The following is a 21639-nucleotide window of genomic DNA, read 5'->3' as shown; positions in this document are numbered from 1 at the left end:
TCAGCGGCTCAGGTCGCGGAACCGCCGCACCGCGAGCGGGAAGAACACCGCGATCAACGCCACCGGCCACGCCACCGCCAGCAGTTCCGCGTGGTCGGCGGCCCAGGAGTCGCCCGCGGCGACCGGGTTGCCGAACAGGCCACGCACGGCGGTGGCCGTGGCCGACATCGGGTTCCATTCGATGACCGCGCCCAGCCAGGACGGCATCGACTCGGGCGAGGCGATGGCGTTGGACAGGAAACTCAGCGGCCAGATCAGCAGCTGCACGGTCTGCACCAGCTCCGGTTTGCCCGCGACCATCGCCAGGTAGATCCCGATCCACAGCATCGCGAAACGCAACAGCAGCAACAGCGCGACGCCGGCCAGGAACGCGGCGGGTCCGTCGTGCCAGCGCCAGCCGATGGCGTACCCGGCCGCGATCATCACGGCCAGGCCGAGCACCGACGACAGCATGTCGGCGACGCTGCGCCCGACCAGCACCGCCGCCGAGTTCATCGGCATCGAACGGAAGCGGTCGATCACGCCCTTGCCGAGGTCCTGGGTCACCGCGACCATGGTGGCGTCGAGGCCGAAAACCATTGTCATGGTGAGCATTCCGGGGACCAGGTAGTCGGTGAAGTCGCCGTCGATGCCGCGTCCGCCGCCGATCAGGTAGCCGAACATCAGCAGCATCATCACCGGGAACACCAGCCCGACGCCCACCTGGACGGGTTGGCGCGCCCAGTGCGCGAGTTCGCGCCGGGTCATGGTCCAGGAGTCGGTCAGCGCCGCGCTCAGTGTCGAGGCCGAGTGGGTGTGGGTGGCGCTCATGCCGCGTTCTCCTTGGTCAGATGCAGGAACACTTCGTCGAGGGTGGGACGGCGGATCGCGATGTCCTCGGCGTCGATGCCGTTGTCGCTCAATGCCCGGACGGTTTCGGTGAGGGCGACGATCCGGTCGCCGACGGTGGCGCTGACCATCCGGCGGTCCTCATCGATCACCGGATCGCCGGGGATGAGCGCGGCCGCGCGGGTCAGGTGGGCCGGGTCGCGCAGCACCACGTCGATGCGGTCGCCGCCGGTGCCTGCCTTCAGTTCGTCGGCCGTGCCGTCGGCGATGACCCTGCCGTGGTCGATCACCGAGATGTGGTCGGCCAGCTGATCGGCTTCCTCGAGGTACTGGGTGGTGAGCAGGACAGTGGTGCCGCCGTCGACCAGGGAGCGCACCGAGTTCCACACCTCGGTGCGCCCGCGCGGGTCGAGGCCGGTCGTCGGCTCGTCCAGGAACAGCACCCGCGGCGCGGAGATGAGCGAGGCGGCCAGGTCGAGCCGGCGTCGCATGCCGCCGCTGTACTGCTTGACCGCCTTCTTGCCGGTGTCGGCCAGCCCGAAACGGCCAAGCAGTTCCTGTGCGCGTGCGCTCGCACCGCGTGCGCCCAACCGATAGAGCCGACCGAACATCTCGAGGTTCTGGCGGCCGCTGAGTTCCTCGTCGACGGCGGCGTGCTGGCCGAGCAACCCGATGCGGGCGCGGACCTCGTCGGCCCGGGTGCGCACGTCGAGACCGGCCACCTCCACCCGACCCTCGTCGGGACGAAGCAGCGTGGCGAGGATGCGCACGGCGGTGGTCTTGCCCGCGCCGTTCGGGCCGAGTACGGCGTGCACGGTCCCGGTGCGCACAGCCAGGTCGAGTCCGTCGAGTGCCTGTTTCGCTCCGTACTTCTTGCGCAGGCCTTCGACGATTATCTCGTGGTCGCTCACTTCACCCTCCCATTAATCAAACTTGACTAGACCGGCCAACGTACGCGTGCGCACACGATTAGTCAAACTTGATTACTGGTCCGAGTAGTCAAACTTGATCCGCTGCTACCTTTGGTTGCCATCACGCGGAAGGGAGACGGCCATGTCAGCGATCCGGCTGCTGGTTCTCGGCGCGGTCCGTCAGCACGGGCGTGCACACGGCTACCAGGTGCGCAACGACCTGGAGTTCTGGGGCGCCCACGAATGGTCCAACGCCAAACCCGGGTCGATCTACCACGCGCTCAAGCAGTTGGCCAAGCAGGGACTCCTGCTCGCCCACGAAGTCGCGCCGAGCACCGTCGGCGGACCTCCACGCGTCGAGTACGAGCTGACCGAGGCGGGCACCGAGGAGTACTTCACGCTGCTGCGCGAGGCCCTCACCTCCTACGACCAGAAGATGGACATGCTCTCGGCGGGCATCGGATTCATGGTCGACCTCCCCCGCGACGAGGTGGTGGCACTGCTGAAACAGCGCATCGGCAAGCTCGAGCAGTGGCGCACCTCGGTCACCGGGTACTACACCCCCGAGCAGGGACCGGGGCAGCTCGGGCACATCGGCGAGATCATGCACATGTGGGTCGACTCGGCCGACAGCGAAGCGAGCTGGACGCGCGGCCTCATCGAGCGCATCGCCGACGGCGCGTATGTGTTCGCGGGTGAGGGCGAACCCTTCGTGGGCGTTCTCGCCGACGAAGAGCCCAATCCGTTCAGTACAGGACCCCACCCCTCGGACGCGCGCTAGCGGTTGTACACCCTCCGGCGGTGCGTCGGAACGGTCCAGCTGATCCGGTCGACAACGCGCAGGGAACGGTCGAGTTCGAAGACCTGGACGAGGGTTTCGGCGAGACCGAGATCGTCGTCGGCCAGTCCGTACAGGGACAGCAGGAAACACGGCTGCCCCGCGACCGGCTCGACCACGACGGGACAGCCCGAGAGCAGCATGAGGACGGTGGCCAGATCCTCGGCCTGGTCACCGCAGCCGCAACCGGCCGCGGCCGCCTCGACCAGGTCGCCCGGGCAGCGGACGGCATCGTCGAGGGTGATGCCGTCCCAGTGGTTTCGTGGACCGAACACGGCGCGATCGCTGTGGCTGATCCAGTGCTGCCTGGCGCGAGCGAGAAGCTGGGCGAGCCGCATCCCGCACCGGTCCCGGTCGAGAACCTCGACGAACAACCGGCACCGATGGCATTCGACGACGCCGACCCGCCCTGCCGCCGTCATGGCGCACCCCGCACGGCGACGCCACTCATCCCCAGCCGGGGACGGAGGCCGTGGGACACCGGGGTTCGCACGGTGGTGGTGTCGGGTGCCGGGCGCGGTGTGCGACGACGACACGCCGTGGCCAGCAGCCAGAGCCCGGTGACCAGGCACGCCGCCACCGCCGCGATCGCCACGACCAGTGAGGCCGTGACGGCGGTGCCGACCTGCGGCCCACCCGCCCGATACACCAGTACGGCCGCGCTGACCGGCCCCGCCATTCCGCCACCCGCGGCGAGCAACACCATCGCCCCGGTGACCAGTTCCGTCACCCGCAACGGCCGCCGCGCACGCACCCGAACCGCGCGATGGCTTCCTCTCAGCGAACCCTTCTCTGCCCCGACCACCATGTCGACAACCCCATTTCATCCTGAGCATCAGCGCATTAGAACCGGGACTTGCACGGTATAACGCCAGGTAACTTCCGGACGAAAATGAAATCGAACGGATGCCGACCCCGACACCGGCAACCGGTCAGCGACAGCCTGTGCCATCGATGCGCGCACACGCACGGAACTCCGTAGACCTCGAGCCGGTGTGGCACCCGTTTACTGGTCGCGATGCTCAGCGAGCACGGCGCGGCGAGTCGGTCCTGCCACGTGACCATTGGACGCGACGGCGACACAGGTCCGGCGCTACGCTCGGGGAATGCCAGGACACCAGCTGCCGCCGCCGCGCAACGGTGCGGGACTGCTCTCGTTGGTACTCGGCATCTTCGCGTGCGGATTCTCCGTGATCCCGTTCGCGAGTGAGTTTCTCGCGGTGCCCGCCGCCGTGATCGCGGTCGGCGCGGCGTTCGTCGGCTGGGACCGGATCGAACGCGGGATCGCGACCAATCGCGCCGACACCATCGCCGGCGGCATTCTGGGCGCGCTCGCGCTCGGCGTGGCCACGCTGGTCTACCTCGCGACGCACAGTTAATCCTGTTCGGCACCAACATCTTCCGGCGGCAGCCGGTCCGCACCCCAACTGCGCCGGATGTATCCGGTGACCCGATCCAGTTCCGCACGGTCCACGGCTGCCGATTCCCCGGGCTCGAGCGGGTCGAAATGGAAGATGTAGAGCCGCGACGCGAACTGCTCGAAGGGCAGTGACGCTTCGCCGAAGCGTTCGCCGTGCCCGGCGGTGCCGACGACCACTCCGTCGCCCCAATCCTGGCCGCTGTCGTTGTTGGGGTTGTAGAAGTAGACGCGCATCATGCCCTGCGGGTCGAGGCTCACGCGCAGGATGGTGATCGCGTGCCAGCCGACGAAGCGGGCGGCGCTGTCGGTGACCGCGATGCCGGCGGGCTGCGGGTGGATCACCGGCTGATTGCCGTTGTAGAAGGGGTGGTAGCCGGCGTAGAAGTGGCGCTGGAAATCGTCGAGGTCGACGAGGTTGCCGGTGGCGACATCGACATTGATGCGGAATCCCCGCCCGGACCACCACCCGTGGAATTCGGGGTTGATCCAGCGGTGCGGGTCGCCCTCACGGCCGGCGCACCGGCGGCCCATCTCGGCGTAGATGCGGTCCAGATGGGGCACGACCAGTAGCGATACCGGGTCGAGGTCGTGGTGCAGCAAGGCGTTCACCTGGTCGCCGTGCTCTCGTGAGGACAGCGGCTGACCTTCGAAGTGCATGACGATCTCGTCGTCGCGCGCGGCCCACACCACCGATTGCAGCAGGTAGTCCGGGTCGTTGTAGGCCCACATCGACAGTGCCCGCGCCGACTGGCAGGTGGGGTTGTCGCCCTGGCCGATGCCGAGCGGCTGACCGAGCACCGACAGCACCCCGGCGAGCAACCGCGCGCGCGGGTCGGGCACGGCACCGAACACCTGCGTCAACCGCTGCTGCGAATGCGGTGAGAGGCGCAGCGACAGCTGCCGCCACAGCGCGGGCGCCACCGGCGGTTGATAGAGGATGCCGCGTTCGAGCAGCAACGCCAAACCGTAGACACACTGCGCTGTTTCGACGAACACGGCTTGCTCGATCAGGGTGCGGACGAGTTCGTGGTAGCACAGCAGGCTGTCGCGACCGGTGCTCGACAAGCCCATCGCCTCGCCGAGCAGATAGTCACCCTTGCCGAGCAGGAAGCGAAGCAGCACAGCGTGATACGGCGACACCAGGCCGGTGTCGTGCATGGAACGCGCGAAACCTGTCGCCTCGTACTGCAGGGCGCTGTCGTCCATGGATTCGAGGCGGGTGCGGTAGATCTCGACGCCGGGATCCTCCCGGCACCCCTCGGTGGTGCCGTAGAGGCTGCTGATGAGCCGGTCGGCGCCGAGTCCACTCGCGCCGAGATCCACATCGGGATTGGCTCTGGCCACCGCGATCTGAGTGATCATCCGCTTCACCGCGTCCACCTGGATGGGCCGCTGTCGCAGAATGCGCCAGATCTCGTCCACGAGATTCTCGAGCACCTTCTCGTACCCGACCTCGGCGACCAGGTAGTGCAGCAGCTCGCGCGACACCTGCGCCATCCGACCCTGCTGCTCCCGCTCGGCTTCCGTTGGCGGCGAGAACAGCAGCGACAGATTCACCGCGAGCACCTGCGACAGGTGCTCGGTGGCCGCCGCGGCCGAGATCAGCGGATGCTCGTAATCACCCTTGGCGACGGCGAGCAACCGCAGATCGCTCACCGCCTCCACCACAACGGTGTCGGCATTGGCACTGCGCAGCGAACCGGTGCTCAGCGCCGGAATGAGAATCTGTGGCTGCGCCCAATCGGTGCCGAGGAACAGGCCTGCCGCCTCGAGGCGCTGCGCTCGCTCGCGCACCGCCGCACACCCGCCCGGCACCAGCAATACCCGGCGTAGCGCGTCGAGCACTCTCGGCAGTTTCACCTGCTTGCCGAATTCGCCGGTGTCGTGCAGGGCCCCGGTGGCGTGGTCGAGGGTGGCGAGACGCTTGTCTAGCGTCGCCTGGTCGCTTGGACTCAATCGCCGATCCGATCAGATGTAGAAGTCGAGCTCTTCTTGTCGCTTCAGCAGATCCCGCAGAGTGTACGGGTCGTCGCCGAAGAAATAGAGCAGGCCCCAATGGTTGCCGAAAGCCGTTCGCTTGGTGACTTTCTCGGCCAGCGGCTCGGTGAGTTCGTGGGACTCGAAGTAGTCGTGGTCCTCGGTTTCCGGCGGAATCGACAGCTGGCTGACCACCCGCCTGCGCGGATACACCCCGAAGCACCCGGCGTGCCCGGTGGCGTCGACGACTTCCTTCGGGAAGAAGGCGTCGATCTCCTCGTCGGTGGTCTTCGGGTCGAAGGCCAGCACCAGCGCGTGATAGGCGTTGAAACCGTAGGTGCGTTCGAGTAGTTCGAACACCTTGAAACCCGGTGGCCGGTAGGCGACCTCGCCGAAATACATCTCGCCGTCGCTGGTGACGAAGTACTCGGGATGGATGAAGCCGAACTCGATGTCGAACGTCTTGATGAGCTTTTCGACCTGACGGGTGATCTCCGGCCGATACTTCTCCAGTTCCGGTGTGGCCGGAACGAACACCGAATAGCCGAGGGTGACGTATTCGGAGATGTTGAGAAAGCAGATCCGCCCCTTGTGTACCCAGGCCTCCACCGCGAATTCCCAGCCGTCGAGGTGCGATTCCATCAGCATCGGGAACTCGTCGTCGGGGATGGTGTCGATCTCGTCGGGTGTGCGGATCACGCGGTGACCGAGGCAGCCCGCCTTGTCGAAGGCCTTGAGGTGGATCGGGTCGTTGGGGTCACCGTCGAGCTTGAGCAGGGTCTGATTGACCCGCTTGAGGAAACGGGCCACGTCGTCGCGGTCGTGCGCCTCCTCGAAAATGCCGACCCGGATGCCGCCGAGCTGGGCGCGCCGCTTCATCAGCGACTTGTCGCGCAGCAGCATGGCTTGCCCGAGCAGGCGAGGGTTGTCGAGCAACACGGAATTGATCGCGCCCGCCCATTCGACGGTTTCCTCGAAGATCGGGATGGCGACGTCGACGCCCAGATCCTTCAGTGTTTCCGCGATCTCCATCGAACGATCGTTGAGCCGTTCGAAATCCCATGGAATATAGGGAATGTTGTGTTCTGTGCAATAATCTTGCGCCCATGCGGGCGCTACCACGATGTAGCGCCGATCGAAACGATCGACAGCCGCCACGGCGTTCAAACTCCAGCCCAAGAGGGCGATATAGCCTTTGTTCGGATTTCGACTCTGGGATTCGTCAGCGGAAATCGACAAACCTTATCCCTTCTCGATCGACAGCCGACAGGCTGCCAACCGAGAAATACCCAGTTCGGGCGAGCGGAATCATGACGAAGCTGTGACCGGCCGCCCGAGCGGGCGGCCGGTCACCCGAAATCGCCTAGCCCAGGCGGGTTTCGATCGCTTCGATGATGCGCGGGCGCAGGTCGGCGACGCTGACGATCGCGTCGACCGAGCCGACCTCCACCGCGCGCTGGATGTTGTGCACGCGGTCGAATTCGGCGGCTACGTCGCCCAGCTTCTCCGCACGGACCGACGACCGCAGTTCGTCGAGTTCGGCGGCCAGGGTCGCCCGGTCGGTGCCCGAGGCGTTGGCCACGCGCGCCTCCAGTTCGCCGATGCGGGGATCGGCGGCGGTGCGGGCGTTGACCTCACCGGCGAACACCACGGCGGCGGCGGGCGCGCCACCGAGCACCGAGGCGAACGAGCCTTCCAGGGCGAGCACGGTCATGTTCGGGTTCAGCGCCTTCGAGAAGACGACGAACGCACCGCCGTGGTAGCGCGAGATCACGCAGAACACGATGGGACCGTCGAAATTGACGATGGCACGGCCGATTTCGGCACCGTACTCGAGCTGCAGCTTGCGCATCGACTCCGGCGAACCGTCGAAGCCCGACAGGTTCGCCAGCACGACGAGCGGACGGTTACCGCTGGCCGCGTTGATGGCGCGGGCGGCCTTCTTCGACGAGCGCGGGAACAGGGTGCCCGCGGTGTAGGTGTCGGGACCGTCGGTCGGCACCAGGCCGCGACGCGCCACATTGCGCGACTCGATACCCAGCAGGCAGACCGGGATTCCGCCGAGGTGCGCGTCCTGCACCACCGCGGTCTCGGCGTCGGCCATGCCCGCCCAGCGTTCCAGCACCGGGTGGTCCTGGTCGGCCAGCGCGCGCATCACCGTGCGAATGTCGAACGGCTTCTTGCGATCCGGGTTCGCGGCCGCCGAGAAGATCTCGCCGACGGTGGCGAAGGTGCTGTCGGCCAGCGTGTGCGGGAAGCTCGAGATGTCCCGGTCGACGGGGTCGGTGCTGGTGGCCCGGCGCGGTGCGGACTCGCCGGGGACGACGTAGGTGTGCTCGTAGTGCGACATCAGCACATCGCGCGCCGCACCGAGGTTCGGCGCCCAGTACTGCGCCTGACCGTTGGGGCCCATCACCCGGTCGTAACCGCCGATGCCGAAGTTGTCCTCGGCCGACACACCACCGGAGAAGTCCAGGGACTGCTTGCCGGTGAGCACCATCGCCGAATCCGGGGTCATCACCAGCACGCCCTTGGTGTGCATGAGCATGGTGGCCTCGGCGTTCCAGTACGGCTGGGCACCGACGTTGATGCCGGCGACGACGATGTTGATCTCGCCGCCGTCCTGGGTGAACTCGACGATCCGCTTGAGCGCGGCCGCGACCCAGTCCATGTTCTCGGTGCCCGAGGACATCGAGATCCGCGCACCCGAGGACAGCGCGTACCACTCGAGCGGAACCCGCATCTGCTCGGCCAGATCCAGCGCCGCGATCACCCGGCGGCACTCCGGCTCCGACAGGGCGCCCAGGGACTTGGTCGGGTCACCGAGCAACAGCACGCGGGTGACGCCCTCGGGGTGACGCGGGGTCGGCGTGGTGACCACACCGGCCACGAGCGCCGCCTTGTTGTGGCCCTTCGGTCGGTCGACGGGGACGAGCGCGTGGTTCTCGTCGAGGTCGTACTCGGTGAATTCGCCGAGCAGGCCGGTCAATTCGTAGGGGTAGACCGTGTTGCGGGCCGCCGCGCGCAGCACCTTCTGGCGGTACTCGTCGAGCGGTTCGACGGCTTCGTCGGTCCGCTCGCCGACCGTCACCTCGGTGCCGCCGGTGGCGTCGAAGGAGATCCGGACAACGATCTTGTTCAGCTCGCCGGTCTGCGGATCGCGCTGGCGGGCGATGAGCAGGATCTCCTCGAGACCGACACCGGCCGCCGACGGCAGCACGTGGCCACCGATGGTCTCGAGTTCCGCCCGGGTGACGTCCATCGGCGGCCAGATGTACATCACGATGCGGTTGGTGTTGAGCCGCTTGGCCGACGGGCGCCGCGACTGGGCCCGGCGGATCGAGTCGACACAGGTGGCGATGGCGCTCTCGGCCGTCGGCAGCGCGACCAGCCTGCCGTCCTGCTCACGCAGCGCCGCCAGGTCACGCACCTGGGCGAAGGCGATCAGGCGATCGTCGGAGGGGTTCTCCTTGGCCACGGCACGGAACAGGTACACCTCTTCGTCCGAGGACGACAGGCGGGTGAGGTCGAACTTGCGCAACCGCTCCATCTGCATGCGCTGCGCGATGTAGGGGTGCAGGCCACGGATCAGCCGCTCCTCGGCCATGCCGGTGACCGAAGGACGGAAGGTGAAGTGGTGGTGCATGACCGAACCGCCGCTGCCCGCGACCGTCGCGGTGATGCGGTGCACCTGGTTCGGCTGCGGGTGCGCGCCGAGCACTTCCTGCAGAGCCACCGCCATGGCGTCGAAGTCCTCGGGCTGGTCCTCCCAGCTGAGGTAGATGTCGGCGTCGATGGACACCGCGCCGCGGGCCAGCTCGGCCAGCCCGTCCAGTGCGGTACCGAGCGCGGCGAAGCTCACCGCGGTCGAGACCAGGCTCGACCCGGCGCGTTCGGCGACGACGAAGGTGGTCGAACCGACCTGCTCGGTGCGAACCCCGGTGATGCCCTTGTTGCCGTAGTAGCGGCGGGTGAGCACCTCGAGCATGGCGGTGTGGTCGGGCTTGCCGCGCTGCAGCCGCTGGCCGAGCAAGCGGACGAGCGGTTCGGTGCTGCGCACCATCTCCGCGATCCGCTCGGTGCGGTCGGACGCCTGCGGATTCGCGTCGAGGTAGCTCAGGTGCCTGCGGACATTGGTGTAGACGCGGGCACGGTTGCGGCGCAGCAGCGGCTGGCCGTACCAGGCGTACACCAGGCCGCGGGCGAGGTCGGCGACCACGGGGAAACGGACCTGGGTGGCGGCGACGAGCCGTTCGAGTGCCAGACCCACCGGTTCGCGCAGCACCTGGTCGGGCATGGGCTCGGTGAGCCATTCGCGCAGCAGGGTGGTGATCACCGCGCCGGTCTCGGCGGGCCGCTGCTGGGCCAGGAAGATCCGGAAGACGGCGGCCTCGAGATCGGGCGTGCGGTCCAGTTCGGTGATGCCGTAGTGGCCGAGCGCGGCCGACAGCTTGGCCTGGTAGGACTCGGGCAGCCCGGCCCGCTCCACGTCGAGGCTCTGCAGGTAGGTGTGGAAGTACTCGCGGGCGCTGTGCACGTGGCTGTGGGCGCCGTCGTCCTCGGCGGGCCGGTTGTGGCTCAGTTCGGCGAGGTCGGCGAAGACCTGCACCAGTTCGAGTTCCTCGCCGAGCGGGCGGATGTTGTCGGCGACGGTTTCCTTGCGCGCGATGACGTAGTCGTCGAGTACGCGACTGTTGTCGTGCGGGTCGACGTCGAAGCCGAGCAGCAGGCTGCGCAGGTCCTGCAGGCCACGCGACATCCGCTCGTGCGGGCTCCGCGGGGTCGGCTCGGCGGGCAGGTCGAGGACGACCGTGCCGGTGGCGGCGGTCTCCTCGGCGTCGTCGTCGGCCAGCGGTTCCAGGCGCAGCAGCGGCGCGCCCGTCTCCACCTGGGTGCCGACCGAGACCGCGCACTCCTTGAGGCGGGCGCGGAACGGCGCGCGCAGCACGGTTTCCATCTTCATCGACTCGAGCACGAGCACCGGCGCACCGGCCTCGACCTCGGCGCCGACTTCGAGCGGGGTGCCGACGACCAGCGCGGGCGCGGGCGAACGGACCACGCCGCCCTCGTCGCGGCTGATGCGGTGGGTGATGCCGTCGACGTCGACCACATGGGTGGGGCCGTGGGTGCCGGTGATCAGGCGGTACCGGGTGCCGTTGACGACGATCTGGCCGGTGTGGCGATCGAAACGATCGAGGTCCACGTCGGCGGTGCGCAGATCGGCACCGGCCTCGATGCCGACGCGGAAGCGGTGCGCGCCGATGCGGGCCACGCGTACGCGGTAGCTCGCGCCGCGCAGTTTCAGGTCGAGCGGGCGACCGCTCTGGTGCTGCACCTGCGGACGGCCACCCGAGGCGGTGGACAGCAACCGGTGCTGTTCGGCGCGTTCGTCTTCCTCGTAGGCGTCGATCGCGGCGACGGCCAGCGCGACGGTGGAGTGGCGGTGGGTGACCAGGCGGCCCTCGCCGCGCACGCGGTCGATCCAGCCGGTGTCGGCGCTGGCGTCGATCACCTCGGGCTGGTCGAGCAGGTCGAGCACGAAGCTCTTGTTGGTGGCACCACCCTCGATGACCACGCGGGTCTCGGCCATGGCCCGGCGCAACCGGCCGAGTGCCTCGTCGCGGTCGCGGCCGTAGGCGATGATCTTGGCGATCATCGAGTCGAAGTCGGCGGGGATGGTGTCGCCTTCGCTCACACCGGTGTCGACGCGGATGCCGGGGCCCGCGGGCAGGTCGAGGCGGACGATGCGGCCCGGGGCGGGCGCGAAGTCGCGGTCCGGATCCTCGGCGTTGAGGCGGGCCTCGATGGCGTGGCCGCGCTCGGCGGGCGCGGTGCCCTCGAGCTTGATGCCCGAGGCGACGCGGATCTGGGCGTGCACGAGGTCGAAACCGGTGGTGATCTCGGTGATCGGGTGCTCGACCTGGAGTCGGGTGTTCACCTCGAGGAACGCGAACAGCTGATCGCCGGGGTGGTAGAGGAATTCGACGGTGGCCGCGCCGCAGTAACCGACGGCGATCGCGAGCCGCTCGGCCGAGGCTTTCAGGTCGGCGGTCTGCTCGGCGCTCAGCACCGGCGAGGCCGACTCCTCGATGACCTTCTGGTTGCGCCGCTGCACCGAGCAGTCGCGCACACCCAGCGCCCACGCGCTGCCCTGACCGTCGGCGATCACCTGGACCTCGACGTGGCGGGCACCGGTGACCAGGCGCTCGAGGAACACGACACCGCTGCCGAAGGCGCGGGCGGCTTCCTGCTTGGTGCGCTCGTAGGCGTCGACGAGTTCGGCTTCGTTGGTGATGACGCGGATACCGCGCCCACCGCCACCGGCCGTGGCCTTCAGCATCAGCGGGTAGCCGATGCGGCCCGCCGCCTCGATGGCGTCGTCGATGGTGTCGACCGGGCCGCGGCTCCACGGCGCCACCGGGACGCCGACTTCCTCGGCGATCAGCTTGGCGCCGATCTTGTCGCCCAGCTTGCGCATGGCGTCGGCGCTCGGGCCGATGAAGGTGACACCGATGTGCTCGCACAGCTCGGCGAAGGCGGGGTCCTCGGCGACGAAGCCCCAGCCGACCCAGGCGGCGTCGGCTTTGGTGGCGACCAGCGCCTTCTCGAGCGCCTTGAGGTCGAGGTACGGGCGGGCCGAGGCGGGCCCGAGGTCGTAGGCGATGTCGGCCTCGCGTACGAAGGTCGCCGTGCGGTCGACGTCGGTGTGCAGGGCTACCGTTTCGATCGGTAGCCCTGTCGCCGCCGCCAGATCACGCACGGCATGGATGAGGCGCATGGCGGCCTCTCCCCTATTCACGATGGCGATACGGCTGAACACTCGCCGACTCCTTCCACAATTCTCCAAGGACCTGGCCCGGACGGGTGAGGTTGCGAACTCGCGATTGCTGGCAGTCTGCCTTCTTCTGCCACGTATGTGTACCGCGAGGCAGGGTTACCCGCACGTATCGTTGTCCGAAGCGGCAGTACGCGTCTGGCGATACAGTCGTATATCGCCGCGTGAGGGAGATGATTACGGATGGCGAGCCGATTTCGTTCGAGCCCGAACGCACGTTCGGCGGAGAACTAGGCCATGGCGAACACGGTCTCGTCGTACTCGATGACGTCGTCCACGAGGCGGCGAGGGGTGGATTCCAAAGGTGCGGCCGCGTGGGGCATGACGCCGAGGCGGACCATCACATGCGGGAAGGCGCATTCCTGCAGGACCGTGGTGCGGATCTGGTCGCGCAGGTCGAGCATGCCGAGGGGTTCGGACTGCAGACTGGTGGCGAGACCGAGCCGGGTGGCTTCGAGCAGGATGGCGCTGGTCGCCTCGCCCGCGCGCAGCTGGGAGAGCCGGGTGTCGCGCGGGGTGCACACCACCAGCCAGTGCGCGGCGTCGGGCTCGTCGGTGTACTCCGACAGCCGCGCGTCGGCGAAGACCCGCACCGGTAGTTCGTCGGGGCGTCGGGGTGCGGGGGCGTTGTGGGCGGGCACACCTGTGAGCTCACCGTGGCAACCGCTCCATTCGCTCAGTTCCGCGAGGTAGTCACCGTCGACGGCGTGCCGGGCGGCGGCCGAGCGCATGGGTTCGGCCAGCTCGGGCAGCAGCATGTCCGGAACGTGGCGGGCCGCGGCGCCGAACCGTGAGGCACAGCGCGACACCGTGCGCAGGTCGCGCGGCGGGATGGGCAAGTCGGGAAAGCGGCGCCGATCCGAGCGGCGCACATGGATGGCGGCGGCCAACCGGATGTCGTGGTCGCTCGGCGAGCGCGGGGTGAGTTCGACCCGCGCGAGGTGATCGGTCCGCGCGGGATCGGGCAGCCGTTCGACGACCGCGTGCCAGCCGAGCATCGCGAACGCGACGGTCAGATGGTGCAGCGCGGCACCGCAGCTCACCGTCAACGCGCGAGCACGCGGATCGGTCGCGGTGACCTGTCGGCCGAAATCGGCGAACAGGTCGACGCGGCCGTGGCCGATGCGCCACCGCCACGGTTGGGTGTTGTGCACCGACGGTGCTCGCACGGCCAACTCCACCGCGTCACGGCACGTCTGTGTACTGGGTCTCTTGCGAAGCAATGTCCGCCCCCGACTTCCTCTTGGCGAATACTCCATTTCGTCGAGCTCGGTAACCGACCCTAGGCGCACCACCTGGCACTTTCCATGTGATCTGGGCCGTTGACCAGTTCGTGACCTGGGCGCGGATCGGCGAAACCACCCGTCGATCGCCGAATCCCGCGCCCGCTCCCCCATCACGAGGACGGTCGGCAGTGGCGAAGCTCGCACCCGCGGTTATCTCGTCGTGACCACCGCCGACCAACCCTACCCTTACGGGAGGGTAGGGTTGGTCGATCGCACGAGCGTCCGCTCGTGCCGGCCGAGCGCCGTGAGGGCCAAATTTTCGTTGGGAGCAGCCGATGGGGACAGCCGTGCCCGCCAGTAGACAGACCGAAGGGTCGGTGATGGCCGCCCTGCGCAGCCCGCGCCGCCTCCGCACGGAAGTGCTGGCCGGGCTGGTGGTCGCCCTCGCCCTGATCCCCGAGGCCATCTCGTTCTCGATCATCGCCGGAGTCGACCCGAGGGTGGGGTTGTTCGCCTCGTTCACCATGGCCGTCACCATCGCGTTCGTCGGTGGCCGCCCGGCGATGATCTCGGCCGCGACCGGCGCGGTCGCCCTGGTGATCGCGCCCGTCATGCGGCAGTACGGGCTGGACTACCTGATCGCCACGGTCATCCTCGCCGGTGTGCTGCAGATCGTGCTCAGCGTGATCGGGGTCGCGCGGTTGATGCGATTCATCCCGCGCAGCGTGATGGTCGGATTCGTCAACGCGCTGGCGATCCTCATCTTCACCGCGCAGATCCCGCACCTGCTCGGGGTGCCGTGGCTGGTGTATCCGATGGTCGCCATCGGTATCGCGATCATGGTCTTCCTGCCCAAGCTGTCCGACATCGTTCCTGCCCCGCTGGTGGCGATCGTGCTGCTCACCGCCGCGACCCTCGCATTCTCGCTCGACGTCCCGAACGTGGGTGACGAGGGCGAGTTGCCGTCGAGCCTGCCCTCCTGGCTCATCCCCGATGTGCCGTTCACGCTGGAAACGCTGAAGATCATCGCCCCGTACGCGGTGGCGACGGCGTTGGTGGGCCTGCTCGAGTCGTTGATGACCGCCAAGCTCGTCGACGACATCACCGACACCCACTCCGACAAGACCCGCGAGGGCTGGGGCCAAGGTGTGGCCAATGTGGTGACCGGGTTCTTCGGCGGCATGGGCGGTTGCGCCATGATCGGCCAGACGATGATCAACGTGAAGTCCTCCGGTGCGCGCACCAGGATTTCGACGTTCCTGGCCGGGTTGTTCCTGCTGATCCTCGTCGTCGGGCTCGGTGACATCGTCGCCCTGATCCCGATGGCCGCCCTCGTCGCCGTGATGATCATGGTGTCGGTGGGCACCATGGACTGGCACTCGATCGCCCCGAAAACCTTGCGCCGCATGCCTGTCGCCGAGACCGCCGTCATGCTGGTCACCGTCGCCGTCACGGTGGCGACGCACAACCTCGCCTACGGTGTGATCGCCGGCGTGCTCACCGCGATGGTGGCCTTCGCCCACCGCGTCGCCCACTTCACCGAGGTCGAGAAGATCGGCGAGGCCGATATCGACCACGACGGCGACATCGACACCAGGGTCTACAAAGTGCGCGGCGAACTGTTCTTCGCCTCGAGCAACGACCTGGTGTACCAATTCGACTACGTCGAGGACCCACGCAATATCGTGATCGACATGTCCGACGCGCACATCTGGGACGCCTCGACGGTCGCCACCTTGGACGCGATCACCACCAAGTACGAGTCCAAGGGCAAGAAGGTCGAGATCGTCGGGCTCGACGCGGCCTCCGAACAGCGCCACGGCAGGCTCTCCGGACACCTGGCAGGGCACTGAGATGCCCGCCCGCGCGCACTTGCAGATCGGTCAGGTCGCCGAACGAACCGAGTTGTCGGTCAAGACGATTCGGCACTACGACGAGGTCGGCCTGGTGCGGCCGTCGGCACGCAGCGCGGGCGGGTTCCGCCTCTACACCGAGGACGATATCGACCGGCTGCTGGTGATCCGCCGGATGAAACCGCTCGGCTTCACCCTGGCCGAGATGGGCGAATTGCTGTCCGCCCTCGACGATCTCGGCAACCCGAAGGCCCGCGAACTGCTCGCCGAGTTGCACGCCAAAGCCGAGGACAGCGTCGCGAAACTGCGCCGCCAGCTCGGTTACGCCGAGGAGTTCACCGCGTTGCTCGCCGAGCGACGAGCGCGGTGATCACTTCTGCCAGTAGTTCTTCGGGCCGACGGTGGTGGCCGCCGCGTTGGCGCCCGCCTTGCACCATTCCTCCAGGCTGCTGTTGTCGGACAGGTCGATGTAGATGCCGGTGGCCTGGGTGAAGTAGCGGTGACTGTAGGCCGACCACTGCACCCGGGTGGCGGACATGATGTCACCGTGGCAGGTATCGCTGGCCAGTCCCGTTGTGGGGCACCAGATTCCCCAGTCCTGGGTCTGGCCGTCGAGAGTGTCGTAGGCGGAGCGGGCCGCGGAGTCGGTGGGGAACACCAGCACGTTCACCGACACCAGGATGTGGTCGTCCTTGTCGATGTAGGAGCCGGTGATGTTGGTGGTGCATCCGTTGGATGTGATCGCGGACGACACGTTGTCGGAGTTGCCCGGCTGATCGCACCCGTGTTCGCCGCTGGCACGCAGGGTGTAGAGCACACCCTTGGAGTCGGTGAAGCTTTGCGGCAGCAGAGCTTTCACGGTGAGCGGGGTGTCGTCGGTGGCGGCACTGTCGAGGGAGTTCCAGTCGAACGGCTTCGAGGTCGGTGCGGCCGAGGTGGTCGAGTAGGTGGACGGCACCGTCGAGGACGTGGTGGTCGGCGCGGCGACGACGGGCGAATCGGAATCGGAGTTGCCGCCGATCACCACCGCGACCACGATGAGCACGAGGAACGCGCAGACCACCGCACCGCCGATCAGCCACGGCGTCGACGACGACCCCGACCGCGCGTACGGCGGCCGCGGCTGCTGCCACTGCGGCTGCCCCATCATCGGCTGACCCTGCATCGGCTGACCGGGCATCGGTTGTCCCGGCATCGACTGCTGCCACGGCTGGCTCATCGGCGGCTGCTGCCACGGCTGACTCTGCTGACCGACCGGCCACTGCGGCTGGCTCGGCGGGGGCTGGGGCCCGAAACCGGGCGTATCCGCGCGCACCGTCGGCGGGGCGGCATCGGGCTGTTGCCCGTCGGTACGCGGTGTCATCCACCACGAACCCTGATCGTCGGCACCCCCGGCGGGCGGATCTTCGCGTGTCACAGGTCTCTCCCAGCCCCGCGCGGCATCGATTCGGTGATGTCCGCGTCCCTTCCCGCAATTTTGGCGCCTGTTCGGGTGGAAGGCAAACCCGTCGCGCCATGTTCGCTGCGGCGCACCGTTTTCGATGCCTCGATGTGACATCCACGCGGGCCGCGTGATAGTCACATGACATGGCGTGGTCACCCTCGGTTCTCTCGCCGGAGACCTCGGCAGGTTCGGGCTCGACGGCCGAACAACGCAGCGGCACAGTGCAATACCGCTCCGACCTCGACGGTCTGCGTGGTCTCGCGATCGGCCTTGTCGTGGTTTTCCACATCTGGTTCGGCCGGGTGTCGGGTGGCGTAGACGTCTTTTTGGTGCTGTCCGGTTACTTCTTCACCGGGATGCTGCTGCGTCGCGCCGAGCACGGTCCACGCGGGTGGGTGTGGCCGGTGGTGCGGCGTACCGCGCGGCGGCTGCTGCCTGCCATGGCGGTGGTGCTGGCCGGGGTGCTGGTGGCCTCGACGCTGCTGCTGCCCTACACCCAGTGGTCGGCGGTCGCGGCGCAGACACTCGCCTCGCTGCTGTTCGCGCAGAACTGGGAATTGGCGCTCACCTGGGCCGACTATCTGGCCGCCGACCCGTCGGTGAGCCCACTGCAACACCTCTGGTCGATGTCGGTGCAGGGCCAGTTCTATCTGGCCGCGCTGATCCTCGTCGCGGTGTGCGCTCGGCTGCGCCAGGCGCGAGCCTTTGTCGGAGTGATCGTGATCGCCGCTGCCACGGCATCTTTCGTGTACGCGACCCGTGGCACCGCGACCCATCAGGGCTGGAACTACTACGACACCTTCGCGCGCGGCTGGGAACTACTGATCGGCGCGGCACTCGCGGTCGCCGCACCGTACCTGGTGCTACCGCGCTGGTGCCGGGCGCCGCTGGCCACCCTCGGCATCGCGGGAGTCGTGCTGTGCGGCTGGCTGATCGGCGACGCCGCCAACCGCTTCCCCGGCCCGGCCGCCCTGCTTCCGGTGCTCGCCGCCGCCGCGGTGATCGTGTCGGTCGCGAACGTGCCACGCCACGAATGGGACGGCCCCAACCGGCTGCTCGCGCACCGGCACATGCGGTTGCTCGGCGAACTCGCCTACCCGCTGTACCTGTGGCACTGGCCGATTCTCATCTTCTTCCTCACCGAACGCGACAGCCCCGACGTCGACCTGCTCGGTGGCACCGGCGTGATCGCGGTGTCGCTGGCACTGGCCTGGCTCACCAACCAGCTGATCGAGAAACCACTGCGCGCCAAGACGCGCAGGCCCGGCAGGCGCCTGGTCACCGCGGGCATCGCGGCACTGCTCGCGGCCGTGGTTGCGACCGCGTCGGCCTGGGAGTACGCCGTTGTGCGGGCGGCGCCACCGGCCGCGACCACCGACGTCGAGGCGACCAGGTATCCCGGGGCGCGAGCACTCACCGCGAACACTCCCGTCGCGCCCGAACCGTTGCGGCCCAACCTCTTCGAGGCCCGCAACGACCAACCGCCGCCGACGCTGGACGGCTGCATCGCCGACTGGAACACCCGCTCCGTCATCACCTGCACCTACGGCGACCCCGACGCCGAACGCACCATCGCCATGGCGGGCAGCTCCCACGTCGAACACTGGTTGCCCGCGCTGCAGATACTGGCCGAGGAGCATTCCTTCCGCATCCAGGTGTATCTGAAGATGGGGTGCCCGCTCACCCTCGCCGAGGACGCCACCTACAACGGCGAACCCATCCCCGACTGCCGGGACTGGTCGCGCGAGGTGATCGACCGGCTCGGCACCGACCGCCCCGACTGGGTGTTCACCATCGGCACCCGGCCCCGCGACGCGGGCGGTGACGAGACCCCGCCGGAATTCCTCGATGTGTGGACGGCGCTGTCCGAGCGCGGCCTCGCGGTGCTCACCCTGCGCGACACACCGTGGCTGCGTCGCGACGGCGTGCGCTACCGCGCCACCGACTGCCTGGCCTCGGGCGGCGACCGCATCAGCTGCGGCATGCGCCGCGGCGACGCACTCGACCCGATCGACCCGCAGCGCGAAGCGGCGGCACCCTTCCCGCACGTCTTCCCCGTCGACCTCACCGACGCCGTGTGCGGCCCGACCGTCTGTGCCGTCGCCGAGGGCAATGTGCTGATCTACCACGACGAGCACCACCTCACCGCCACCTACTCGCGCACCCTCGCCGACGCGCTCGGCCGCGCCATCGGTCCCGTGCTCGGATGGTGGTGAGGCAGCGAAATCGCTTGGGCATGCGGGTAACTCGGGAAGTCCGTAGCCTCGGAGCTGTGATTACTCTGAAGAAGGAAGACGGCGCGGCCGATCTCGCCGGTATCACCAAGATGAGCGTGGGGGTGAGCTGGGACCCGTCGGCCGGTTCCAGCGGTGGACTGCTCGGCATCGCCCGCCGCAAGCGCGGCGTCGACCTCGACCTCGTCGCCGTCCTGATGCAGGGTGGCGAGCCGGTGCGTTTCGCCGGTCTCGATTCGCTCGACCCGCTCGGCAACGGCGCGGTGCTGCACACCGGTGACGAGCAGACCGGCGCGGCCGCCGGCGACGACGAGACCGTGCACGTCACCTTCGCGAATGTGCCAACCGCGATCGACGCCATCGTGTTCGTCGCCGCCGCGTTCAAGAAGGGCTCCTCGTTCGACAAGGCCAACAACGTCTCGTTCAAGATCTACGACGCCACCGGCGCCGACAGCCAGCCGGTGGCCGATATCTGGCCGTCGCTGCTGGGCGCCGAGAACGCCAACGCCATCGCGCGGGCCTTCCGCAACGGCCCGGTGTGGCAGCTCGAGGTGCTCGATCGCAAGGGCAAGATCAAGCAGGGTGACAAGCAGGCGCTGCTGCGTTTCGCCCTCGGCTAGCGAGGCGCACGGTTTGCACGGGGTGTGGTCGGTGCGGCAAAGTTAGGCTCGGTGCGCCGGGAAGTCTGGTCGGCAGCCCGGCTCGAATTCCGTCGAGCGGGGTTCGAGCGAAGACGGGAACCCACATGTCCGCACCTACCTCTTCCCGGCACGGATGATCCGCGCAGCACGCCGCACCGTTCTCACCCGGGGCAGCTGGCCCGAGGCCCGTCGCGTCAGCGAGGTGCTGCGCCGCGAAACGGTCGGCGGTATCCTGCTGATCGTCGCGGCGATCGTCGCTCTCGTCTGGGCGAATACGCCATGGGCGGATGCCTATGTGGCACTGCGCGACTACCGCATCGGCCCCGAATCGCTGCACCTGAACCTGACGCTGAGTCAGTGGGCCGCCGACGGGCTGCTCGCCATCTTCTTCTTCGTCGTCGGCCTCGAACTCAAACGTGAGTTCGTGGCGGGCGATCTGCGCGACCCGCGCCGCGCCGCGCTGCCGGTGGTGGCGGCCGTCGGCGGGATGGCCGTACCCGCGCTGATCTACTTCGCGATCAACCGGGGCGGCGCGGTCGACGGCTGGGCGATCCCCACCGCCACCGACATCGCCTTCGCGCTCGCCGTGCTCGCGGTGATCAACACCCACCTGCCCACCGCGCTGCGCACCTTCCTGCTCACCCTCGCCGTGGTCGACGACCTGCTCGCCGTCACCGTGATCGCCGTCTTCTACACCAGCGAACTGCACCTGCCCTATCTGGCGCTTGCCCTGATCCCGATCGCCCTGTTCGCCGTCGCCGTGCAGCGCCGGATCAGTTCGCCGTTCCTGCTGGTGCCGCTGGCCATGGTGACGTGGTGGCTGGTGCACTCCTCCGGCGTGCACGCCACGGTGGCGGGCGTGCTGCTCGGCTTCACCGTTCCGGTACTGGCCGGGCGCGGCGAGACCGACACCGAACACGGCCTGGCCGAGCGGTTCGAACACACCATCCGCCCGCTCTCGGCCGGGGTGGCGGTGCCGGTGTTCGCGTTCTTCGCGGCCGGTGTCACCATCGGCGGTCTCAGCGGGTTCACCGATTCCCTCGCCGACCGGGTGACGCTCGGCATCATCGCGGGCCTGGTCCTCGGCAAGCTCGTCGGCATCACCGCGACCACCTACCTCACCGCCAAACTCACCCGCGCCGAACTCGACGCCGACCTGGCCTGGGTGGACGTGGCGGGTGTCGCGCTGCTGGGCGGCATCGGTTTCACGGTGTCGCTGCTCGTCGGCGAACTGGCCTTCGCGGGCGACCACACCCGCGCCGACCACGTACGCATCGGCGTGCTGTGTGGCACGCTGGCCGCGGCCCTGCTGGCGACCATCGTGCTGCGCGCCCGCAACCGCGTCTACCGCCGCCTCGACGAGGCCGAACACGTCGACGCCGACGGCGACGGCATCCCGGACGTCTATCAGCAGACCCCACCATGATCCAGG

At 68.3% G+C, this 21639-nt stretch carries 16 protein-coding genes; 7 read left to right on the top strand and 9 right to left on the bottom strand.

The genetic code is table 11. From position 1 onward, the window contains the following. Both AB0I35_RS29325 and AB0I35_RS29320 read right to left on the bottom strand, forming a co-directional pair. A complete protein-coding gene (locus tag AB0I35_RS29325; protein WP_357399565.1) occupies positions 1 to 810 on the bottom strand; it encodes an ABC transporter permease in 810 nt (269 codons plus the stop codon). Further along, positions 807 to 1739, bottom strand: coding sequence for an ATP-binding cassette domain-containing protein (locus AB0I35_RS29320; protein ID WP_357399564.1), 933 nt, complete (start codon positions 1737 to 1739; stop codon positions 807 to 809). Before AB0I35_RS29320 ends, AB0I35_RS29325 begins: the two co-directional genes overlap by 4 nt. A 142-nt stretch (positions 1740 to 1881) precedes the next feature. Between AB0I35_RS29320 and AB0I35_RS29315 the strand changes: the two genes are divergently transcribed. Next, complete coding sequence (locus AB0I35_RS29315; protein ID WP_357399563.1) at positions 1882 to 2520, top strand: PadR family transcriptional regulator; 639 nt, start codon at positions 1882 to 1884, stop codon at positions 2518 to 2520. Here AB0I35_RS29315 and AB0I35_RS29310 read toward each other — a convergent pair. Then, positions 2517 to 2999, bottom strand: a complete 483-nt coding sequence (locus tag AB0I35_RS29310; RefSeq protein WP_357399562.1) for a hypothetical protein — start codon at positions 2997 to 2999, stop codon at positions 2517 to 2519. The two genes, AB0I35_RS29315 and AB0I35_RS29310, sit on opposite strands and share 4 nt — an antisense overlap. After that, a complete protein-coding gene (locus tag AB0I35_RS29305) occupies positions 2996 to 3385 on the bottom strand; it encodes a hypothetical protein (RefSeq protein WP_357399561.1) in 390 nt (129 codons plus the stop codon). Before AB0I35_RS29305 ends, AB0I35_RS29310 begins: the two co-directional genes overlap by 4 nt. A gap of 298 nt (positions 3386 to 3683) precedes the next feature. Here AB0I35_RS29305 and AB0I35_RS29300 point away from each other — a divergent pair, with 298 nt between their 5' ends. Beyond that, complete coding sequence (locus AB0I35_RS29300) at positions 3684 to 3956, top strand: hypothetical protein (protein ID WP_357399560.1); 273 nt, start codon at positions 3684 to 3686, stop codon at positions 3954 to 3956. On the opposite strand, the gene AB0I35_RS29295 is transcribed toward AB0I35_RS29300, so the two are convergent. The 4 genes from AB0I35_RS29295 to AB0I35_RS29280 all read right to left on the bottom strand — a co-directional run bounded on the left by AB0I35_RS29295 (position 3953) and on the right by AB0I35_RS29280 (position 13978). Further along, positions 3953 to 5953 carry a hypothetical protein gene (locus AB0I35_RS29295; protein ID WP_357399559.1) on the bottom strand — a complete coding sequence of 667 codons (2001 nt, stop codon included), beginning with the start codon at positions 5951 to 5953 and terminating at the stop codon, positions 3953 to 3955. The genes AB0I35_RS29300 and AB0I35_RS29295 overlap by 4 nt on opposite strands. 12 nt (positions 5954 to 5965) lie before the next feature. After that, entirely contained in the window at positions 5966 to 7006 is a 1041-nt protein-coding gene (locus tag AB0I35_RS29290) for a carboxylate--amine ligase (protein WP_225280910.1), read from the bottom strand. 331 nt (positions 7007 to 7337) lie between these two features. Next, the gene (locus tag AB0I35_RS29285; RefSeq protein ID WP_357399558.1) at positions 7338 to 12794 is read right to left on the bottom strand and encodes a carboxyl transferase domain-containing protein; all 5457 of its coding nucleotides are present in this window, start codon (positions 12792 to 12794) and stop codon (positions 7338 to 7340) included. Positions 12795 to 13039: 245 nt separating this feature from the next. Further along, entirely contained in the window at positions 13040 to 13978 is a 939-nt protein-coding gene (locus tag AB0I35_RS29280; RefSeq protein ID WP_357399557.1) for a hypothetical protein, read from the bottom strand. A gap of 392 nt (positions 13979 to 14370) precedes the next feature. On the opposite strand from AB0I35_RS29280, the gene AB0I35_RS29275 reads away from it, so the two are divergent. After that, complete coding sequence (locus tag AB0I35_RS29275; RefSeq protein ID WP_357399556.1) at positions 14371 to 15888, top strand: SulP family inorganic anion transporter; 1518 nt, start codon at positions 14371 to 14373, stop codon at positions 15886 to 15888. A gap of 1 nt (position 15889) precedes the next feature. Then, complete coding sequence (locus tag AB0I35_RS29270; protein ID WP_357399555.1) at positions 15890 to 16258, top strand: MerR family transcriptional regulator; 369 nt, start codon at positions 15890 to 15892, stop codon at positions 16256 to 16258. Here AB0I35_RS29270 and AB0I35_RS29265 read toward each other — a convergent pair whose 3' ends face one another. Beyond that, positions 16259 to 17305 carry a hypothetical protein gene (locus tag AB0I35_RS29265; RefSeq protein ID WP_357399554.1) on the bottom strand — a complete coding sequence of 349 codons (1047 nt, stop codon included), beginning with the start codon at positions 17303 to 17305 and terminating at the stop codon, positions 16259 to 16261. A gap of 170 nt (positions 17306 to 17475) precedes the next feature. On the opposite strand from AB0I35_RS29265, the gene AB0I35_RS29260 reads away from it, so the two are divergent. The 3 genes from AB0I35_RS29260 (at position 17476) to nhaA (ending at position 21633) form a co-directional block, all read left to right on the top strand. Beyond that, entirely contained in the window at positions 17476 to 19548 is a 2073-nt protein-coding gene (locus tag AB0I35_RS29260; protein WP_357399553.1) for an acyltransferase family protein, read from the top strand. Between the two features lie 56 nt (positions 19549 to 19604). Continuing rightward, the gene (locus tag AB0I35_RS29255) at positions 19605 to 20186 is read left to right on the top strand and encodes a TerD family protein (RefSeq protein WP_067496979.1); all 582 of its coding nucleotides are present in this window, start codon (positions 19605 to 19607) and stop codon (positions 20184 to 20186) included. Between the two features lie 157 nt (positions 20187 to 20343). Then, the gene (gene nhaA / locus AB0I35_RS29250; protein WP_357399588.1) at positions 20344 to 21633 is read left to right on the top strand and encodes a Na+/H+ antiporter NhaA; all 1290 of its coding nucleotides are present in this window, start codon (positions 20344 to 20346) and stop codon (positions 21631 to 21633) included. Positions 21634 to 21639: the final 6 nt, after the last annotated feature.

Origin of the sequence: Nocardia sp. NPDC050378 (assembly GCF_040655675.1) — a bacterium.
Taxonomy (GTDB): Bacteria; Actinomycetota; Actinomycetes; order Mycobacteriales; family Mycobacteriaceae; genus Nocardia; species Nocardia coubleae.
The sequence above is the reverse complement of the archived record's forward strand: the minus strand, read 5'-3'. Positions and strand labels throughout refer to the sequence as shown.

Coding starts and splice junctions, on each gene's coding strand:
- AB0I35_RS29325 (WP_357399565.1), bottom strand. CDS start 810: ATGAGCGCCACCCACACCCACTCGGCCTCGACACTGAGCGCGGCGCTG.
- AB0I35_RS29315 (WP_357399563.1), top strand. CDS start 1,882: ATGTCAGCGATCCGGCTGCTGGTTCTCGGCGCGGTCCGTCAGCACGGG.
- AB0I35_RS29310 (WP_357399562.1), bottom strand. CDS start 2,999: ATGACGGCGGCAGGGCGGGTCGGCGTCGTCGAATGCCATCGGTGCCGG.
- AB0I35_RS29305 (WP_357399561.1), bottom strand. CDS start 3,385: ATGGTGGTCGGGGCAGAGAAGGGTTCGCTGAGAGGAAGCCATCGCGCG.
- AB0I35_RS29300 (WP_357399560.1), top strand. CDS start 3,684: ATGCCAGGACACCAGCTGCCGCCGCCGCGCAACGGTGCGGGACTGCTC.
- AB0I35_RS29290 (WP_225280910.1), bottom strand. CDS start 7,006: ATGGAGATCGCGGAAACACTGAAGGATCTGGGCGTCGACGTCGCCATC.
- AB0I35_RS29275 (WP_357399556.1), top strand. CDS start 14,371: ATGGGGACAGCCGTGCCCGCCAGTAGACAGACCGAAGGGTCGGTGATG.
- AB0I35_RS29270 (WP_357399555.1), top strand. CDS start 15,890: ATGCCCGCCCGCGCGCACTTGCAGATCGGTCAGGTCGCCGAACGAACC.
- AB0I35_RS29260 (WP_357399553.1), top strand. CDS start 17,476: ATGGCGTGGTCACCCTCGGTTCTCTCGCCGGAGACCTCGGCAGGTTCG.